This window comes from Pseudomonadota bacterium (assembly GCA_036339585.1).
GTDB lineage: Bacteria > Pseudomonadota > Alphaproteobacteria > UBA8366 > UBA8366 > UBA8366.
The window spans coordinates 116,514-133,105 of record JAYZAS010000005.1; the positions used below are offsets into that span (position 1 = coordinate 116,514).

A 16,592-nucleotide genomic window follows, 5' to 3' on the forward strand; every position below is an offset into this window, starting at 1 on the left:
AAAAGCCTATCTTTAGATTATGCTTTAAGGGTAGTTGTTAAACTCCGATCTATTTTGGTTCTTTCTCAAAAGCGGCATCGATTAGCTCTTGCGGAACTTCAATCTCCACACCCGCTCTCTCAGATTGCAAAAGCATTGCAGACCGGCTGTCGCGTTCATCCCAGCCGCGGTTTCGTGCTTCGGTCAGCTCAGCAAGAGTGAGATTAGCTATGCGCATAGGCACGCCTAATTCTTTTCCTAATTCTGTCGCCAACGTTACGTCCTTGTGTGCGAGCTTGAGCGCGAAAGCAGGAGGGTCATATTTATTGCTTAGGAAGTGGTCGGGGATATTGTCAAATGTACGCCTGCGTCCCGCTGCACCCTGACGGACTGCTAGCCAGAGTGCCATTGGATCCAAACCAGCCTTTGTTCCCATGGTGAATACCTCTGCGAAGACGGTCTGCATCATGTATCCCGAGCAGTTATGGACAAGTTTTGCAATAGCACCAGCGCCTATGGGGCCTACATACATAGCACGGTCGCCAATCGCATCTAAGACAGCCTTCTTTTCGTTGAACAGTGCTTCATCACCACCAACCCAAAGTGACATTTTCCCACTTTGTGCTCCTTTTGGCCCCCCGGAAACAGGGGCATCAAAAACGTGGACACCCTTTTGAGACATTTTGTCGTGAACACGTCGAACAGTGGTCGGGGAGTTGGTGGTAAGATCAAAATAACAGTCACCCGAAGAGAAACCGTTTATGAGCCCGTTATTGCCTAGAGCCACTAACTCCATTTCGCTGGGTCCGGGCAAAGATGTAAATACCACCTCACATTGCCGAGCCAACTCTACTGGCGAATCTGCCCAGATAGCGCCTTGAGAAATATGTTTTTCAGCTATTACCTTATTAAGATCATGGACGAATACCTCATGCTTTGCTTTTAAAAGATTAAAAGCCATCGGCCCACCCATGGTACCAAGTCCTATGTATCCAACTTTCATGATATGCTCACCTCAAATATGTTAAATCTATCCGATGTTCGTTCATCAAATGAGGTGGTATAACAGGTTACTGGGTCTCGCAAGAGGCCACAGCATCTAAAAGGTTTATGAGTCAAAATCGTAGTAAACAATCCCCGCCCGTTGAAGGCGAAGAAGAGGTTCTGCCGGCTAAACGGCGGCTGCTTGTTGCGCTCGCCATAATACCTGCAGGAGCCATGCAAGGCACCGATACGTTTGCTGTTTCTGTCGCGCTTCCAACAATGATGGGGGCAATGTCAGCTACTATAACTGAGATTTCCTGGGTGCTGACGTCTTACTTAGTAGCTGGAGCAATTTTTACGCCTTTATATGCATGGATGTGTCGAGAGTTCGGCCGACGATTTATGTTCATAATTGTCGTCTGTGGTTTCATGGGCTGCGCGATAATGGTCTCTCAATCAACAAGCCTTTATGAGGTCATTTTTTATCGCTTCTGCCAAGGTTTCTTCGGGTCAGGTTTGAATCCGCTTACTTATCAAGTGGTCCTGGCCACATTTCCTAAGAATCAGCAAGGTCCGGCTTTCGGGTGGCTTCAGACAGGAAGAATGAGCGCGGTTGTAATTGGCCCTATAATAGGGGGCGTATTAACTGAAATGTTCGGTTGGCGAACTGTGTTTCTTATGAATGTTCCACTCGGAATAATAGCTTTAACGCTTCTTTTAACAGTAGTCCCTAAAGATAAACAATTAGACCCCAAACCATTCGATTTCTTTGGCTTTGTTGTCCTCAGCATTGGGATAGCTTGCTTGCAATTAATGCTTGACCAGGGGGAAAAAAACGGTTGGTTCTCCTCTACAGTTATTACTGGTTACGCAATTGTAGCTTGTAGTGCGTTTTATATTTTTCTCATACACGCAATAACAGCCCGCCAACCTTACCTCAATCTAACGCCTCTTAAAAACCGCGAGTTTGTGCTTGGAATTACCATCGATTTTTTTGTGAACATTCTTTTTTTTGGGTACATGGCTCTTTTACCTGCAGTAATGCAGCGAATAATGGAATTCCCTGTCCTGATGATAGGACTAGTTATGGTGAATCGCGGTGTAGGCACCATGTTGAGCTCGCTATGTGCCGGATATTTACTGATGCGGGTTAGCCCAAGGCCACTAATTTTTTTCGGTAGCTTGATAGTCTGTCTGTCAACTTGGATGTTAGCGGGCCTACCTCCTGACTCAGAGCAGTGGAGGCTGGCAGTTGCAGTCTTCTTGCAGGGATTTGGTATGGGCTTTATAAATACACCTTGCGAAACAGCGGCATTCAAGACGGTGCCACCCTCGCTTCGTCCTGATGCTACAAGTCTATTTACAACAAATCGAAGAATCGCTGCTGGAGTGGGCATAGCCTTCATTGTGACTCAGCTTGTTGCAAGTACTCAAGATGCACGGTCAAATTTGACGCAAAATGCAAGCTATTATAATGAAGTATTGAAACACTACGCTCTTCCAGAAAAATGGAGTATGGAAAGCCTAGAGGGGATTGCTAGTTTTGAGCAAATTATAAATAGGCAAGCCGAATTTATTGGATACCTACACGATTTTCATATACTGACAATTTGCACAATTTGTATTTTACCTCTGGCACTTCTTATGCGCGTTGGATCGCAGGATAAATAGTGAACTAAACCTTTGGCTAAAGATCCTCTTATAAAAAAAGCATAGGTGCAAAATATCCGCAGAACAATTGGGATGAAAAATATTTTCAGGGTCATTGCAACTTCCAATCTTGGACAAAGGCCAACAAAGAGGGTATTTACTCCCTTCGGCAGGTCTCAGTAGGCCAGTCGACCTTGCTCTGTGGAAATGTTTTATGTGTGTTTCACCCTTTGGGATTCTTAAAGTTAATCCATGACAACATTATTCCCAGTTATATTATCTGGCGGGTCAGGCACAAGACTTTGGCCTTTATCCAGATCGTTACATCCAAAACAGTTTCTTCCGTTGGCAGGCAGAATGACCATGCTGCAGCAAGCGGTGCAGCGTCTGGGCAGAATTAACGGTTCCACGCAGCCCCTTGTTATAGGAAATAATGACCATCGGTTTATAATGGCAGAGCAACTGCGCGAGATTGGTGTGACACCATCGGCTTTATTACTAGAGCCGGTTGGCCGAAATACTGCGCCGGCTGCCGCTTTAGCCGCGCTCTTTGCCACTAAGCATAACGCAGAAGCAGTGACTCTATTAATACCCTCAGATTTATTTATTGCGGACGAACCAGCTTTTTATTCTGGCCTAGAGCATGCAGCTGAGATAGCCAAAGCGGGTAGGCTAGTGACTTTCGGTATTAATCCTGATCGTCCCGAAACTGGATTTGGTTATATCCGCAAGGGTAGTCCGCTCTGCATTACAAACCATGCTTTCGAAGTGCAATCTTACGTTGAAAAACCCGACGAAAAGACTGCAACTGATTATGTGCAATCAGGAGCATATCTCTGGAATAGCGGCATGTTTGTATTCCGTGCCGATATCATGCTGCAAGAAATCGAAAAATTCCAACCCAAAATGTTTAACCTTTGCAAAGAAGCATTTTCAAATCTATCTGTTGATATGGATTTCTTAAGGCTTGACGAAAATATTTTCAGCAGAATTGAGCCAGATTCAATCGATTTCGCAGTAATGGAAAAAACAAAACTCGCCGCTGTCGTGCCCCTAGATTGCGGTTGGTCTGATCTTGGATCATGGTTTTCTCTTTGGCAACAGAGTGCTTCTGATTCCGATGACAATGTTATTTGCGGTGATGTTGTAGCTAAATCGGTGAACGGATCTTACCTCCATAGTGAGAATGGGCCGTTAATCGCTGCGATGGGCTTATCAGATATGGTGGTTGTGGCGACTCGCGATGCGGTACTCGTGGCGCCAAAAGATCAAGCCTCTGAGGTCCGTAGCCTCGTAGATCATCTAAGAAGAGATGGCCGGAATGAAGTAACTATGCCTAGCCAAGTTTACAGGCCATGGGGTAGTTACCAGGATATTGATGCAGGTCCGAGGTTCAGAGTAAAGCGGATTATTGTGCGCCCTGGGGGGCAGCTCTCCCTGCAACGTCATAAGTTTCGAGCCGAGCATTGGGTTGTTGTTAGAGGTGAAGCGGAAGTTACGCGAGGTAATAATTCGATGACATTGGGGCCTGACCAGTCGGTTTACATTCCAATTGGTGAGGTGCACAGGCTGGAAAATAAAAGTGATCAGGCATTGCATCTTATTGAAGTGCAGACCGGGGAGTATGTCGGTGAGGATGATATTGAGCGGTTAGAAGATATTTACGGCCGAAGCTGAATAATTATGGTTCATATTCCCCATATAGTTGCGGATATCTCAGCAAACGGGTTTGGGCATCTTGCGCAAATGGCTCCAATACTTGATTGTTTGGCAGGTGATCGTGAGGTTCGAATAACGCTTAGAACAGAGGTTGATCCTGAAATTTGTCATCAATTTTTGGAAATTCCATTTGAGTTTGGTCCGGCACCGAAAGACCCCAACATGCGCATGAGAGGTCCGTTAGATGTTGATTCTGACGGGTTGCTTGCGGATTACAGAGAACTATTTAACGAATGGGATGAGGTTGTGTCGAGAGATGCGCAAATCCTCAAGGAATTACGCGCAGATATTGTTTTAACGAATATTGCTGTTGTGAGTGTAGCTTCTGCAAACGCTGCAAATTTACCAGTGGCAGCCATCTGTTCGCTGAATTGGGCCGATGTATTTGCTACATATTGTGGGACTAGCGGTGTTGCAGGACGCATATACAGGCAGTTGATACAAACCTATGACAAAGCGACAAGGTTCATACAGCTTTCTCCCCATATGGAAATGGACTGGCTCTCACATTACTGTTCGGTAGGGCCTGTCGCGCGTCGGGGGCAGGATATTCGTGATGAATTGGAGAGGCTAAAACCATCTCCTCATTATGTGATAGCTTCCATGGGAGGCATACCAGGCATGCATGACATCATTCCCCTGCCCAAACTTGATGATGTTGTTTGGATTGTGCCTCCGGACTGGAATGATTTAAGAACAGATTGGCTGTCTCGAGGCAAAATTAATATTCCGTTTATTGATTTAATGAGGTCAGCTGATCTACTTGTAACTAAGGCAGGATACGGAAGTGTCACGGAATGTGCCGTAAACTCGACTCGTATGATATACACTGAGCGTTCAGACTGGTGCGAGAATACTGTTCTAGAAAGGTGGATAAGGGATAATTGCACTGCGTACAAAATTGACCGCAATACTATGCAATTGGGTAATTATGGGGAAAAGCTCAAATGGCTTCTTAAGGAACCTGTGAGATCTCCCCCAACTTCTAAAGGTGCAGCACAGGCAGCGGCAATACTATCAAATTTATTTTAAATAATTTCCAAAGTCATCATCACCCTATCGAGATAGTGAAGAATAATATTTCGAGGGGGCATGAAAGATAATTATCTGAAGGGAAATATTCTTTGTCTTTAATCCGCAGGATACACTTCCACGTTGGGAAGTGGGAATATTAATTTTCCTCCATTATTTATAAAAGTCTGCTCCCGCTCTACAAACTCATTTCGAAAATGCCACGGGAGAACTAAATAATAATCGGGCTTTTGCGCTCGCGAGGCTTCTTCAGAGATGATTGGAATGTTTGTGCCCGGTGTTCGGTGACCAAACTTCCATTCATTACGTTCTGATGCAGCATCGATTAACTTCCGGTCTATACCGAAAAGTTGAAGAAGCACATTGCCCTTAGTAGATGCACCGTAGACATGCACTGTTTTGCCAGCGGCTTTTACATTTTTAAGAACCTTCAAAAGCTTTTCCCCAACTTCATTTACACGCGTGTAGAATGCGTTAAATGTCTCGGTGCAATCTAGCTTAGCCTCTGCCTCGAGTTTTGCAATTTTCGCAAGAGCTATTTCATTAGTAGAATACCGACTTTTTGCATGACAAATAAAAGCTCTTATTGAGCCGCCATTCATCGAATTGGTCTCAGCATCGAATACCCTTAATCCTGCATTTTCAGCAGCAAACTCGATTTGTTTAAGGCAGTAGTAACCAAGGTGTTCATGGCAGATACTATCAAAAGAAAGATCAGCAACTAGAAGGGGTAGGTATGATTGTTCCATTACCCAAACACCATTAGTTTCGAGCACTGATGCAATATCAGCCGTAAACCTAACGGGGTCTGGAACATCGTAAAAGACAGCAATTGAACTAATTGCTTTTGCTTTTTTCGTTGGACTGATCGATTCAAAAACTCTTTGCGAAAAAAAATCTGACGAAAGATACGACCCGTTTGGGTAATAGGATCTGTATTGTGTGATGGTTGGGTCGATACCAACCAAATTCAATTTTTTTTCGGTATAGCTGCGCAGTAGCGTTCCATCATTGCTCGCTATATCAAGCACAGTGTCGTTAGGCCTAATTTTCACGTGGGACTCAAGCTGTTGTGCAATGCCAGCCAAGTGGTCTCGCATTGTTTGGTTAACGCCTGATCTGTAGCCATAGCCTCGCCGATATAAATCATCCGGATCGTAGTCATGAGTAAGCTGTGTGAGTTTACAGCTCTGGCATTGAGCAAGGGTTAGTGGCACCAATTCGGCATCTGGCTCATCTGGGCCCGGAAACCGAGTGGAGAGTGCCTGGATACCAAAATCAAATACGGTTTCAAGTCTTTTTGAACCACAAAGACGACAGCATGTGATTTTAGTTATTTTCATCTTGGCTCTCTCTTACCTTCAACATATTGACAAAATTTATGGCCCCTTTTGCTAACGGCGCGTCAATTATTGGCGCGCTCAAAACTTGATTATCAATCTCCCCTTGGAATTCGGATTTTGAGTTTATGGCATCTGCAACTTCGCCAACCGTAATGGCTTCATTTGCTCCGAGGTCCATCACCCCAGTGCGATCTAGATTGCATCCAATCCATTCTCCTATCCACCCAATCGGGGCAAAACAATAGCGGCTATCACGTGCAACAAAAACTGTCTTGTTTTGTAGAATATCAATTAGAACTCCTTTATCGAGACCATCGCCATACATTGGCCCCAACCGTAATATAAGGTTGTCGCCATACTCAACCAGCTTTTCTGCAGATGCCTTATTTCGTCCATATACAGTGTTAAGTTGGCTACGTGCTGAAATTGAGCTGATTTGAATCATCTTTCCCCAATTCCAATCATTAACCAATTTGAAAGTTTTTTCTGTCGTTTCAGAAAAGTCTCTTTCTGGCTCCTGCTGGGCCCAGAAGCGTTTGGAGGGCATCGCTGCATTGATGAGGATGTCGTAGTAGCCATCCATACGCGCTACTTCGTAATTTGATCGGGTTACTGCAATGAGATCAAAATTGTGATTTGCAATCAAGGCTCTGGCTATAGAACTGCCTACGAAACCATTTGCTCCAATGAGGGCTATACGACGCATTGATAAAACTTAGTTGTCTACGCGTATTATGGGTGGATCTGAATGGTCCCAACGATGAGTGAGCATTGCAATTAATGTCATGTCCGTAATTGCGTAGACTGTATGGTAGACATTGGTTTCTGTTCTTGTGCAAACTCCTTTGCTTAAATGAATAAATTCCTCGCATTCAGGATCTTCGGGGTCCTCACGAGTGACTAATACTCCGGAACCATCTGCGACTAATAAATACTCTATAAAATGTGGATGATAATGAAAACCACGAGTTTTGCCTGGCCTAAAATATAGCATATTAAATTCAACAATTGGTTCGGGGGGCACCCATGTGAAGATGCCACCGCGACCATCCCGTACCGTGTCCAGATTACAGGTTGGTCGAAGAATTTCTACCTTGCCATACGACCTATCGAAGTCTTTATTGGGCTTTACCTTTGCCATTCTTTATCCATCTAACTCCTTCAAACAAATCACACAAGATCGGATAATAGGCTATCGTGTAGGTCTGGCAACTACTTCTGCACGCTTTCGGTATTGCGTGACCACGAGGTATTAGTTAGTAAGGCCCAATAATGCTAGCCATGCAAAAAAATCAGGCAATCAGGGCCATTATAGTAGGTAGCGCGGGCCAAGACGGCTTCTATCTTGAACGCTCGCTGCTGGCCGATGGTATTGAGACTGTCGGTATCACTCGATCAGGTGTTTTGCTGCCGTGGGAAACAACGATACAGCCATTCTCTCTGCTTGACCCCAATTCCGTGTCGTCGCTTGTTAAAGAAGTCAAGCCTCAACAAATTTATTATCTCCCGGCATATCATCAGTCGTCTGAAAGTAAGCTAGAAAACACAAATGTATCGTTAAAACATAGTATAGATATTCATGTTTTGGGTCTGACTAACTTTCTAGATGCGATGCGAAGTTGGAATCCGAAGGCGCGCTTATTTTATGCTGCATCCTCACACGTATTTGGAGACCCTATTATTGTTCCGCAAACCGAAGAAACCCCGTTCCGGCCCATAAATGTCTACGGAATAACAAAAGCGGCAGGCATTGAGTTGTGCCGTCTTTACAGAAAACAACATGGTCTTCATTGCTCCAATGGCATCCTCTATAATCATGAATCTCCAAGACGGTCGCCTGATTTCGTTGGCCGGAAAATAATCAAATCAGCAGTAGCAATCAAAAAAGGCAACCTTGATAAATTAAAGCTTGGCGACCTTAGTGCAAGAGTGGACTGGGGGGCAGCAGAAGATACCGTGGAAGCAATGCGAGCCATCCTTAACCTGGAGGCAGCTGATGATTTTATTGTGGCCAGTGGGGAAACACACTCGATCGGTGAATTTGTTGAAATTGTTTTTAATGATCTGAGATTGGATGCCAACAAATATGTCGAAGTGGAGCCCAAGCTTATTGACGTAGGCAGTCGAAAACGAACATTAGTCGGGTCGCCAGCTAAGCTCAAAAAAGCTACTGGATGGGTGCCCCAAAAATCCTTTGAGCAAATCATTCTAGATATGATTGCTGCTGAACTCGCTGGGGAGATTTGATGAAAATGGCTAATCGCATACTTATCTTTCTGCCGACTTACAATGAGGCTGGTCATGTAAAAGAAATGAGGGATCGGATAAAAGCGACTCGTGTGCCAGCGGATATAATGTTTCTCGATGACAACTCTACGGATGGGACGGGCGATATTATTGATTGTTTTGCAGAGGAAGATGTAACTATATCGGCCGTGCACAGGCCTGCAAAGAGTGGAATAGGAGGGGCCCATTTGGAAGGCATAAGACGTGCCTATGATATGGGCTACGATACCCTTGTAACTATGGACACTGACTTAGTTCATAAACCTGAGGATATCCCGACATTTTTGGATGCTAGTAATGCCTCAGACATCGTTATAGGCACTCGCTTTGAACTAAAGAATAGTCTTGCCGAATGGAATTTTTTTAGAAAAGTTCTTACACACCTTGGTCATTTAATGACAAGATTGCTATTGCGTCACAACTTTGACGCAACAGGTGCTTTCCGTGTTTACAGGTTAGACCGTATTGATCGTCGAGTGTTTGATCTTGTTAAAGCATCTGACTATGAATTTTTCTTTACTAGTCTTACAATTTTGCATTTGAACAGCTACACAATTACGGAAGTTCCGATCGAATTACCTGGTAGGGTTTATGGACACTCAAAGATGGAAATTCGCCATATGATAAAAAGCGTATTGCTTATGTTCAAGCTTAGCTGGCTACGTCTGTTCAAACGAAGGTTGCTTATAATTAATAAACCAGATCCTCAGTATAATGACGCTAACATCTAATACATGTAGTCGACGTATCTCATGTTGTTTGAGATTTGATCGTGGGATGTAAGTTCTCCAGACATTATCTTTTGAATGACGTTTCTAAGGGTTTGAGCACTTACGCGGCGATCGAGATCTACCCGCTTATTCTGATTAGGTAATTTAATAATAAGTGGCACTCGGTTTTTCGTATCGTAACCCCATTCTGCGTAATCATTGAGCCCTACTCCACTTTGGCTGCCAACGTTTCCGGTGTCAGCCGTTAATATGACTGCAGTTTCTTCCCACAGGCCGGAGTCTTCTAACGTTTTACGTAGGTCACCAATGACTTTATCTAGAAAAACAATACTGTGAAAATAATTGATGGGATTATCCTCATTTTCATACATGTACTCTTTTTTTAAGGAGTTCCAAATATTCGGCGCGTGAGGTATAAATAAATGGGAATATAAAAATGATATTTTACTGTCTTTCGCCATTTTTTTTAGTGAATTAATATTGGATAGCTTTAGATGAATACCCCAATGATTATTGAATACTGGTCTATCCTTGAATAATAACTTACGTATCGGAGGAACTTGCCACAGAGTGTGCGAAACTATGTCATCAAGACGGTTAAAAACGGTTTTATATTCGTAGTCAAATGGATGGTCATCAATAATGCACCGTGAAATAAACTGTGGAAAAATTCTACATACTGGATGAAAAGCCGTCGCAACTACGCCCGTATTGTAACCTGCAGCGTGAGCATCAGAAAAAATGGTTGATTGGTGATTCCAAATTCGCGGGTAGTACTCGGCTGCATACTGAGTTAGGAGGCGATCACCTCCAATACGTTTTGCATAATCTATGCGATGTCCGCTAAGGACGCTTGGAATAGCTGTAAACGTTTTTGAAGAAGCACGCGCAACATTATGCCCATTAAACGCTATATTAGTTAGCTTATCGATGTTGGGTGTTTTTACAAATTCTGGATGCTTGATGAACGTGTAATGATAATCCCAATAGTCAAAGAATATCAGGATCACCCTTGGTCCGGTAGGCTGTGTATTTTTAAGCGGTGCCAACGATCTGTCGGAATGCATGATACTCGCCCTTGATGCATCAATCTTTTGATAAGCCACATATGCATTCATGGACATGAGTATCCCGAAGGGCGCAGTAACACTTATTATAAAACGAATAAATCGTAAGGCATTTCTGCCGCGTGTGAGGGCAAGTGTTGTAAGGATTGCAATGGAAACTGTAAAAACTGCCAAGCCTTCAAATATCCAGGCATTATTAATACGCGCATGTCCAGAAGGCGGGAAAATAACATACCACGTTATGGCAAGGGCGCCTGCGAAAGTGGGAATAATAAATATGTTTACTGCTAAAGAATAAAATTGTGGTTGGTTTTTTCGTGTGGCATGAAAAAGTAAAAAAAGAATAATAGATATGCCAAAACCCCAAAGCAGCGCAGCAAAATAGTCAACATGGTCAAATATCTGGGAAAGCTCATAAAAATGCTCGATAAATTTTTGGTCCAATGGCATTCCATTGCGAGCAAAAGCAATAAACCAAAATGGTAACAAAACCAAATTACCCAACGCATAAGCAAGAACCAAATCACTTCGCCAATTAGGCACAAAGTCTTGTGTTAAACGTTTTTCGGAATTGGTGTTCGGCATGGTTTCAATGTTTTCTATGGGGTCAGTAGATCATTAGTAAATGAATATAAGCGTATCATGCATCTTTTTTTGGCTTTGTGTCGGCGTCATCTTTTCTGATTCTGGTAAAAATATTGCGAATGAACTCTTTAATTCGGCTCAGGTAAAACATCGCTCCGACGCCCACAGCAGCTAGCATCTGCAAAAATAAGCTGCCTGAGCCGGGATCGACGTAGGCCTGGGCATGGCTGGACAAAAGCATCAAAAGCCCAACTAAGTATATTTTTTTCTTCACGATGGTCTCCATGGCCGTTGCTGGTCGCAGGGTTATTTTCTCACAACCTATTTCGTAATTTAGTAGGACAACAATCTATCTTGTTATTTTATAGGTTAACAGGAGAAACTAATGCCTATGAGCCTGTTCAAGCTATTCCACGTTAATTTCAGAAATATTTTTTAACAGCCACTCTGCAGCAATTTTAGCACTGTTGCCAACGTTGTATACATATGTTTTTGGTGAATGAGTGTAACCAGCAGATTTATTCTTTGCGATTAATTCCCGCGCCACTTGCGCTACTTCACAAAACCGGTCTTGTGGGAGGATTGCGCCAATGGTGCTGCGAATTATGTCTTCGAGTGGCAGGTTTTCGTAATTTTCATAATCGGTATTTTTTACTTTACGCTCTGTATCAACAAATAAAACTGGTTTGCTGTGTCCAAGTGCATATTCTATAGCCGCGCCAGACCAATCGCTTAACATCAAATCTGCTTGCATGAGTGATTTCGTCGAAGTTACATCTCGTTCTTCAGTAAATGCAGGATGCTTACCAAACAAACTTGTAGTGTTATCGAAGCAAGATCCTGCGCGCCTTAAGGTTTCAGGATGGGGTCGGAGGATGACTTCGAATCCATCATTTAAAAGATTATCAATTAACCCGCATGCCTTTCCTGTTTCGATTAGACCTTGTGGCCCCCAAGTTGGCGCAATCAGAATTTTTTTTGACACGGTTTCTTTTGGAATATGCGGTTTAACCCTAGTTGGCTGTTCCGAGATGATTTCATCCAACCGACCGTATCCGTGTTCGATGAGTAGTTTGGGTGGAAGGTTATAAAGTCTTTCGGTTTCTCGAATTTCAGCAACGTGATGGGGACCTGCGCAAAAGATGGTATCGTAATTATCGAATGCGCCTTTGTTATAAATCATGTGGGTACTAACAATTGAATGAAAGATATATACGTAATGCACTGAAAATTTTGATCGTTTGAGCTCTGAATTTCCCAAATCCGGCACTGTGAGGACGAGTATCTTTGCTTTCAGCAATTGAAACCACATATTTCTAAACAGCCCTTCGCCTATGCAAATTCCTTCAACATTTGGTATCAGGTCAGTGTATCCCGGGTCTTTCGGGTCTGAAGTGACGTAAGTGATTTGTTGACCAAGCGTGACAGCTAAATAATAAATTATAGAACGGAAATGTGCCCAGTAAGGAGTGCCTTCTGAATAGAAAACGATTTGACGGTGCGAACTTGGTAGCTTGAGTAGCCTTCGAAATGCTTTCAGATCTTTAAAAAATCTCATATTTTATTTTGATTTGTGTGATTGATCTATTCTCCACAAGGCTATTATCAAACCTGTATCAGCGCAACCTGTAACAGCAGCAAAATGAGGGCGGTCACTTAAAGGTTATCGGAGGGCACATTGACCGAAGCAAAAACAAACTTTTGGATAATTTTAACTGAGCATCCTCTTTGCACTATTTTTTCGATAGCTATTCTTGTGCGAAGCATAAATATATTTCATCTCTCAATCAGTGGAGGTGATTTCGTAATAGAGGACTCATTCTTTTTAACCTTCTCAAAAGAGTGGGCGCGCGCTTTCGGATTGATGGAAGGAATTCCAGCAGGGGCTGCTTACGTAGAAAGAGTGCCGGGCTATCCGCTATTAGTAGCTTTAATGCAAGGGGTGGGATTAAGCGCACCAGTCTCTATAGCAACAATAAATTCGTTTTTCGACAGTGTTACGTGCGTTATACTTGGTTTGCTTGGGTGTCAATTGGATCGACGGGTTGGACTTGTCGCCGGGCTTTTGTCAGCTTTTTGGCCCAATTTAATTATCCACAGTAGCTTAGTTCTTAACGACACACTCTTTGTTTTACTGTTTGCGGGTTTGTTGTATTGGGCAGCTAAATTTCTCGCTACACCGAGTCTTAAAGCCGCTTTTATTTCTGGAATTTTAGTTGGACTAGCCGTTTGCACTAGGCCTATTGCTCAATTTTTAGTGCCTGTACTTGCAATCGCCATGGCTGGTATTGCACACTTTCACGGTGTCAGTAAACGGCGTATTGTGCTGCTTGTTCTTGTGTTTTTCGTGCCGACTGTGCTCACCCTACTACCCATATATACGCATAATATACTCAAGTTTGGTAGCTTGAGCTTGAGTGCCCAAACTGGGACACATCTAGCCTACTGGGTTTTGCCGCCCGTGAAAAAAATTGAGACCGGAATGTCGTTCGAAGAAACAAAGGTAAAGATTCGTAAATCTTACGAGGCTGAACTCAAACGTCGGGGTGGGGATGAGTCTAATCCATTCGATGTAAATAACATCTTAACTAATGTCGCGCTATCAGAGCTGCGCAACAGTTCAACTGTAGCAATTGCAACAGCATGGCTACAAGGTATGGCTCTCAATATTGCAACCCCCGCGGTGCTGATCGATACTAGGGTCCGTACTTTCTCGGGGCAAAGCTTTTACGAACTAGAGGCCCCAAATCTCGTTAGCAAGGTTTTGCAGTATCTTGAAAAGAGCACCCCATTATATCTTTTTTTCTTCTTCGTCGGTGCATTTGGGAGTATTTTATCTTTAATCTTTGGTATTTATGGTCTCTTTATCTTGCATAGCCTGCGACCTTGGGCAGCTATTTTTGCAACGCTTGCGGTATTTTATTTTTTACTCATCAATGGACCGGTAGCCTCACCCAAATATCGCTTGCCCATTGAGCCGGTGATGATTATCTGCGCGTCTTTGGGTTTGGTGCAAACTTGGAAAAAAATGTTGTTACGCAAAAACAAGCATGAATGAAAATGAAATCATTCTATCAAAATTAATTTCGTTGTATTTTTAGTGCTGACATTATTCCTACTAGCCTAATTTAAAACAAGATGCGGTCTGATAACCATATTCTCGAGGAATTCCAATATGCATTCCCAAGCGATCGGATAAAGGTGTTCAACGGTGCGGAATAGTATTTCGAAAATCTTCTTTTACCGATCCAATCCAGCAATGCTCCTGCCTAAGCTGCGTGGGTCACGATTACGGAACTGGCCACTCTCTACGGATTGAAAAAAGCTTGCTGTCAGTTGATTGAAAAGAGTTTGCTCCTCCAAGTTGATAGCGTGACCTGATTGAGGCAAGACACTAAGCCACGCTGATGGAATCATCTTCTTCATCCAAATATTTGGTTCGATGCATGGATCATCCTCATCGCCTGTCATTAAATGACAAGGTATGACCAGCTTTTGGAGCTTTTCTTTGAGCTCATACACTGAGGGTCTTCTGCCCTGAACTCCCAAAAAAGTGTTTGCAGAACCCAGCGGTGAATGCTCATAAAAACGTTGGACGAAGGCCTCATATCCACGGCTGTCCTTGTTTTTGAATTGCACCCTCGTGGGGCCTTCCACATAATTTTTTCCAGCGTTTGTCATTCCATTCTCGAGGAAATCTTTAGCTATCTCTGTAGTTTCTTTCTTCCAGGTTTTCTTATCACTGCCGGAACCATATCCACACCCTGCCACGGTTATTGAAAGTGACTTTCGAGGATAATTGAGGCCGAAATGAAGGGACGCAAAACCGCCCATGGATAAACCAACAATGTGTGCTCTCTTCAACTTAAGGTGTTCGTGAATATCACGCACGTCATTCATTGCACGCATCTGACTATACATTTCCCAGTTTTTGGGCACGTCAGAGGGAGGATAGCCCCGCGCATTGAATAAAATGCACCTATGAGTACGAGCAAAATATTGAACTTGCGGCTCCCAAGAGCGAAGGTCATCTGCGAATTCATGAATGAAAATAATGGGCGTTCCACTACCGACTTCTTCATAAAACAGTTCAACTCCGTCATCAGTACTGGCATATGGCATCTAGGTTTCCTTTTGGATAGTCAGTGGTTTTGTGCAGTATAATATCATGACGGGCATAGAATGTTATCGATGACTTGCATTTAAAAAAATAAATCAAAAATTGATTGAATGATATTTCGAAGTGCAGTGTTACTTTCTCAGTGATGAATAAGAAATTCTAGCTCTCGATCAATCCTAGACTTGGTGTTACGAATACATAACGACGTGTGGTTCACGATATTAAAGCGATGCCGGTTTTAAGTTACATCAAAATTAGGCCTAGGAGGCCACTTTCTTTGGGTTTTACACCATTCATTTCCCATGAAAAAAAGTAACTAAAATAAAATAAGTTTTCATGGTATTTTGGTGGGATTTGCGCGGACAGATTTGTTTGGCAGGTTTTTGTTGGCTCGCTGCACTGATATTTAGTCTACAAATTGTACCGTGGTAAAATTATAAAAGGAGGGATAATGCGGTTCGTAACTTTTGAGTCGGAAGGATTACCGAAACTTGGAGTGCGTCTTGGCGACGAGGTTGTTGATTTATCCAAAGCCGACCCAAGCTTGCCAAACACATTGCTAGCGGTGCTTGAGGCTGGTAACGGTATCTTTGAGGAGGCTAAAATTGCTGCTGAGTCCGCACGGGAGCGATTATCTGTCGATTCTATCAAATTTTTTCCGGTCATTCCTCGCCCTCCAAAAATAATTTGCATTGGTTTAAACTATGCAGCACATGCGGCTGAAGGTGGACATGATAGGCCTAATTACCCTTCATTTTTCATGCGAGGCGCGACCAGTTTAACAGGACACAAACAGCCAATAATACGGCCAAAAGTCTCTGAAACACTGGATTATGAGGCTGAGTTGGTTGCTGTTATAGGCAAACGCAGTGACAGGCATATGTCTCGCGATGAGACACTGGACCTTGTGGCAGGTTATTCAATGTTTAATGAAGCTTCTGTGCGTGAGTGGCAACGCAAGACCCAGCAATATTGTATAGGTAAAAATTTTGACAATACTGGTGCATTCGGGCCCGATTTTGTTACCGCGGATGAGGTGCCGCCAGGTGGAGCTGGTCTCTCCATTCAGTCACGTTTGAATGGTCAGGTCATGCAG

The 16,592-nt window shown here is 43.3% G+C and carries 15 protein-coding genes; 7 read left to right on the forward strand and 8 right to left on the reverse strand.

Features of this window, described 5'->3' with window-relative positions:
* Positions 1-49: 49 nt before the first annotated feature.
* Positions 50-982 (reverse strand): NAD(P)-dependent oxidoreductase, encoded by a 933-nt coding sequence (locus VX941_06005; GenBank protein ID MEE2932959.1) that lies wholly within the window; start codon positions 980-982, stop codon positions 50-52.
* A gap of 107 nt (positions 983-1,089) precedes the next feature.
* On the opposite strand from VX941_06005, the gene VX941_06010 reads away from it, so the two are divergent.
* The 3 genes from VX941_06010 (at position 1,090) to VX941_06020 (ending at position 5,364) form a co-directional block, all read left to right on the forward strand.
* A complete protein-coding gene (locus tag VX941_06010; protein MEE2932960.1) occupies positions 1,090-2,634 on the forward strand; it encodes a DHA2 family efflux MFS transporter permease subunit in 1,545 nt (514 codons plus the stop codon).
* Positions 2,635-2,865: 231 nt separating this feature from the next.
* On the forward strand, positions 2,866-4,290 hold the full coding sequence (locus tag VX941_06015; protein ID MEE2932961.1) for a mannose-1-phosphate guanylyltransferase/mannose-6-phosphate isomerase: 1,425 nt from the start codon (positions 2,866-2,868) through the stop codon (positions 4,288-4,290).
* A gap of 6 nt (positions 4,291-4,296) precedes the next feature.
* Positions 4,297-5,364, forward strand: coding sequence for a hypothetical protein (locus tag VX941_06020; protein MEE2932962.1), 1,068 nt, complete (start codon positions 4,297-4,299; stop codon positions 5,362-5,364).
* Between the two features lie 98 nt (positions 5,365-5,462).
* Here VX941_06020 and VX941_06025 read toward each other — a convergent pair whose 3' ends face one another.
* The 3 genes from VX941_06025 to VX941_06035 are packed head-to-tail and all read right to left on the reverse strand — an operon-like array spanning position 5,463 to position 7,848.
* Complete coding sequence (locus VX941_06025) at positions 5,463-6,707, reverse strand: class I SAM-dependent methyltransferase (protein ID MEE2932963.1); 1,245 nt, start codon at positions 6,705-6,707, stop codon at positions 5,463-5,465.
* The gene (locus tag VX941_06030) at positions 6,694-7,413 is read right to left on the reverse strand and encodes an NAD(P)-dependent oxidoreductase (GenBank protein MEE2932964.1); all 720 of its coding nucleotides are present in this window, start codon (positions 7,411-7,413) and stop codon (positions 6,694-6,696) included. The genes VX941_06025 and VX941_06030 overlap by 14 nt, the downstream gene beginning before the upstream one ends.
* Positions 7,414-7,422: 9 nt before the next feature.
* Positions 7,423-7,848, reverse strand: a complete 426-nt coding sequence (locus tag VX941_06035; GenBank protein MEE2932965.1) for a hypothetical protein — start codon at positions 7,846-7,848, stop codon at positions 7,423-7,425.
* A gap of 131 nt (positions 7,849-7,979) precedes the next feature.
* On the opposite strand from VX941_06035, the gene VX941_06040 reads away from it, so the two are divergent.
* A complete protein-coding gene (locus tag VX941_06040) occupies positions 7,980-8,954 on the forward strand; it encodes a GDP-mannose 4,6-dehydratase (GenBank protein MEE2932966.1) in 975 nt (324 codons plus the stop codon).
* A gap of 5 nt (positions 8,955-8,959) precedes the next feature.
* Entirely contained in the window at positions 8,960-9,724 is a 765-nt protein-coding gene (locus VX941_06045; GenBank protein MEE2932967.1) for a glycosyltransferase, read from the forward strand.
* Here the strand turns inward: VX941_06045 and VX941_06050 are convergent.
* The 3 genes from VX941_06050 to VX941_06060 form a co-directional block, all read right to left on the reverse strand.
* A complete protein-coding gene (locus VX941_06050; protein ID MEE2932968.1) occupies positions 9,721-11,376 on the reverse strand; it encodes a sulfatase-like hydrolase/transferase in 1,656 nt (551 codons plus the stop codon). The two genes, VX941_06045 and VX941_06050, sit on opposite strands and share 4 nt — an antisense overlap.
* Before the next feature lie 55 nt (positions 11,377-11,431).
* Positions 11,432-11,650 carry a hypothetical protein gene (locus tag VX941_06055; protein MEE2932969.1) on the reverse strand — a complete coding sequence of 73 codons (219 nt, stop codon included), beginning with the start codon at positions 11,648-11,650 and terminating at the stop codon, positions 11,432-11,434.
* A 132-nt stretch (positions 11,651-11,782) separates the two neighbouring features.
* A complete protein-coding gene (locus VX941_06060; protein ID MEE2932970.1) occupies positions 11,783-12,934 on the reverse strand; it encodes a CDP-glycerol glycerophosphotransferase family protein in 1,152 nt (383 codons plus the stop codon).
* A 120-nt stretch (positions 12,935-13,054) separates the two neighbouring features.
* Here VX941_06060 and VX941_06065 point away from each other — a divergent pair, with 120 nt between their 5' ends.
* The gene (locus VX941_06065; GenBank protein MEE2932971.1) at positions 13,055-14,434 is read left to right on the forward strand and encodes a glycosyltransferase family 39 protein; all 1,380 of its coding nucleotides are present in this window, start codon (positions 13,055-13,057) and stop codon (positions 14,432-14,434) included.
* A gap of 182 nt (positions 14,435-14,616) precedes the next feature.
* On the opposite strand, the gene VX941_06070 is transcribed toward VX941_06065, so the two are convergent.
* Complete coding sequence (locus VX941_06070; GenBank protein ID MEE2932972.1) at positions 14,617-15,498, reverse strand: alpha/beta hydrolase; 882 nt, start codon at positions 15,496-15,498, stop codon at positions 14,617-14,619.
* A gap of 449 nt (positions 15,499-15,947) precedes the next feature.
* Between VX941_06070 and VX941_06075 the strand changes: the two genes are divergently transcribed.
* On the forward strand, positions 15,948-16,592 hold a 645-nt coding region (locus tag VX941_06075; protein MEE2932973.1), incomplete at its 3' end, for a fumarylacetoacetate hydrolase family protein.

What these genes read in the sequence shown, in the direction of transcription:
- VX941_06015 (MEE2932961.1), top strand. Translation starts at nt 2,866, where the DNA reads ATGACAACATTATTCCCAGTTATATTATCTGGCGGGTCAGGCACAAGA.
- VX941_06060 (MEE2932970.1), bottom strand. Translation starts at nt 12,934, where the DNA reads ATGAGATTTTTTAAAGATCTGAAAGCATTTCGAAGGCTACTCAAGCTA.
- VX941_06005 (MEE2932959.1), bottom strand. Translation starts at nt 982, where the DNA reads ATGAAAGTTGGATACATAGGACTTGGTACCATGGGTGGGCCGATGGCT.
- VX941_06025 (MEE2932963.1), bottom strand. Translation starts at nt 6,707, where the DNA reads ATGAAAATAACTAAAATCACATGCTGTCGTCTTTGTGGTTCAAAAAGA.
- VX941_06045 (MEE2932967.1), top strand. Translation starts at nt 8,960, where the DNA reads ATGGCTAATCGCATACTTATCTTTCTGCCGACTTACAATGAGGCTGGT.
- VX941_06050 (MEE2932968.1), bottom strand. Translation starts at nt 11,376, where the DNA reads ATGCCGAACACCAATTCCGAAAAACGTTTAACACAAGACTTTGTGCCT.
- VX941_06035 (MEE2932965.1), bottom strand. Translation starts at nt 7,848, where the DNA reads ATGGCAAAGGTAAAGCCCAATAAAGACTTCGATAGGTCGTATGGCAAG.
- VX941_06020 (MEE2932962.1), top strand. Translation starts at nt 4,297, where the DNA reads ATGGTTCATATTCCCCATATAGTTGCGGATATCTCAGCAAACGGGTTT.
- VX941_06010 (MEE2932960.1), top strand. Translation starts at nt 1,090, where the DNA reads ATGAGTCAAAATCGTAGTAAACAATCCCCGCCCGTTGAAGGCGAAGAA.
- VX941_06040 (MEE2932966.1), top strand. Translation starts at nt 7,980, where the DNA reads ATGCTAGCCATGCAAAAAAATCAGGCAATCAGGGCCATTATAGTAGGT.
- VX941_06070 (MEE2932972.1), bottom strand. Translation starts at nt 15,498, where the DNA reads ATGCCATATGCCAGTACTGATGACGGAGTTGAACTGTTTTATGAAGAA.
- VX941_06030 (MEE2932964.1), bottom strand. Translation starts at nt 7,413, where the DNA reads ATGCGTCGTATAGCCCTCATTGGAGCAAATGGTTTCGTAGGCAGTTCT.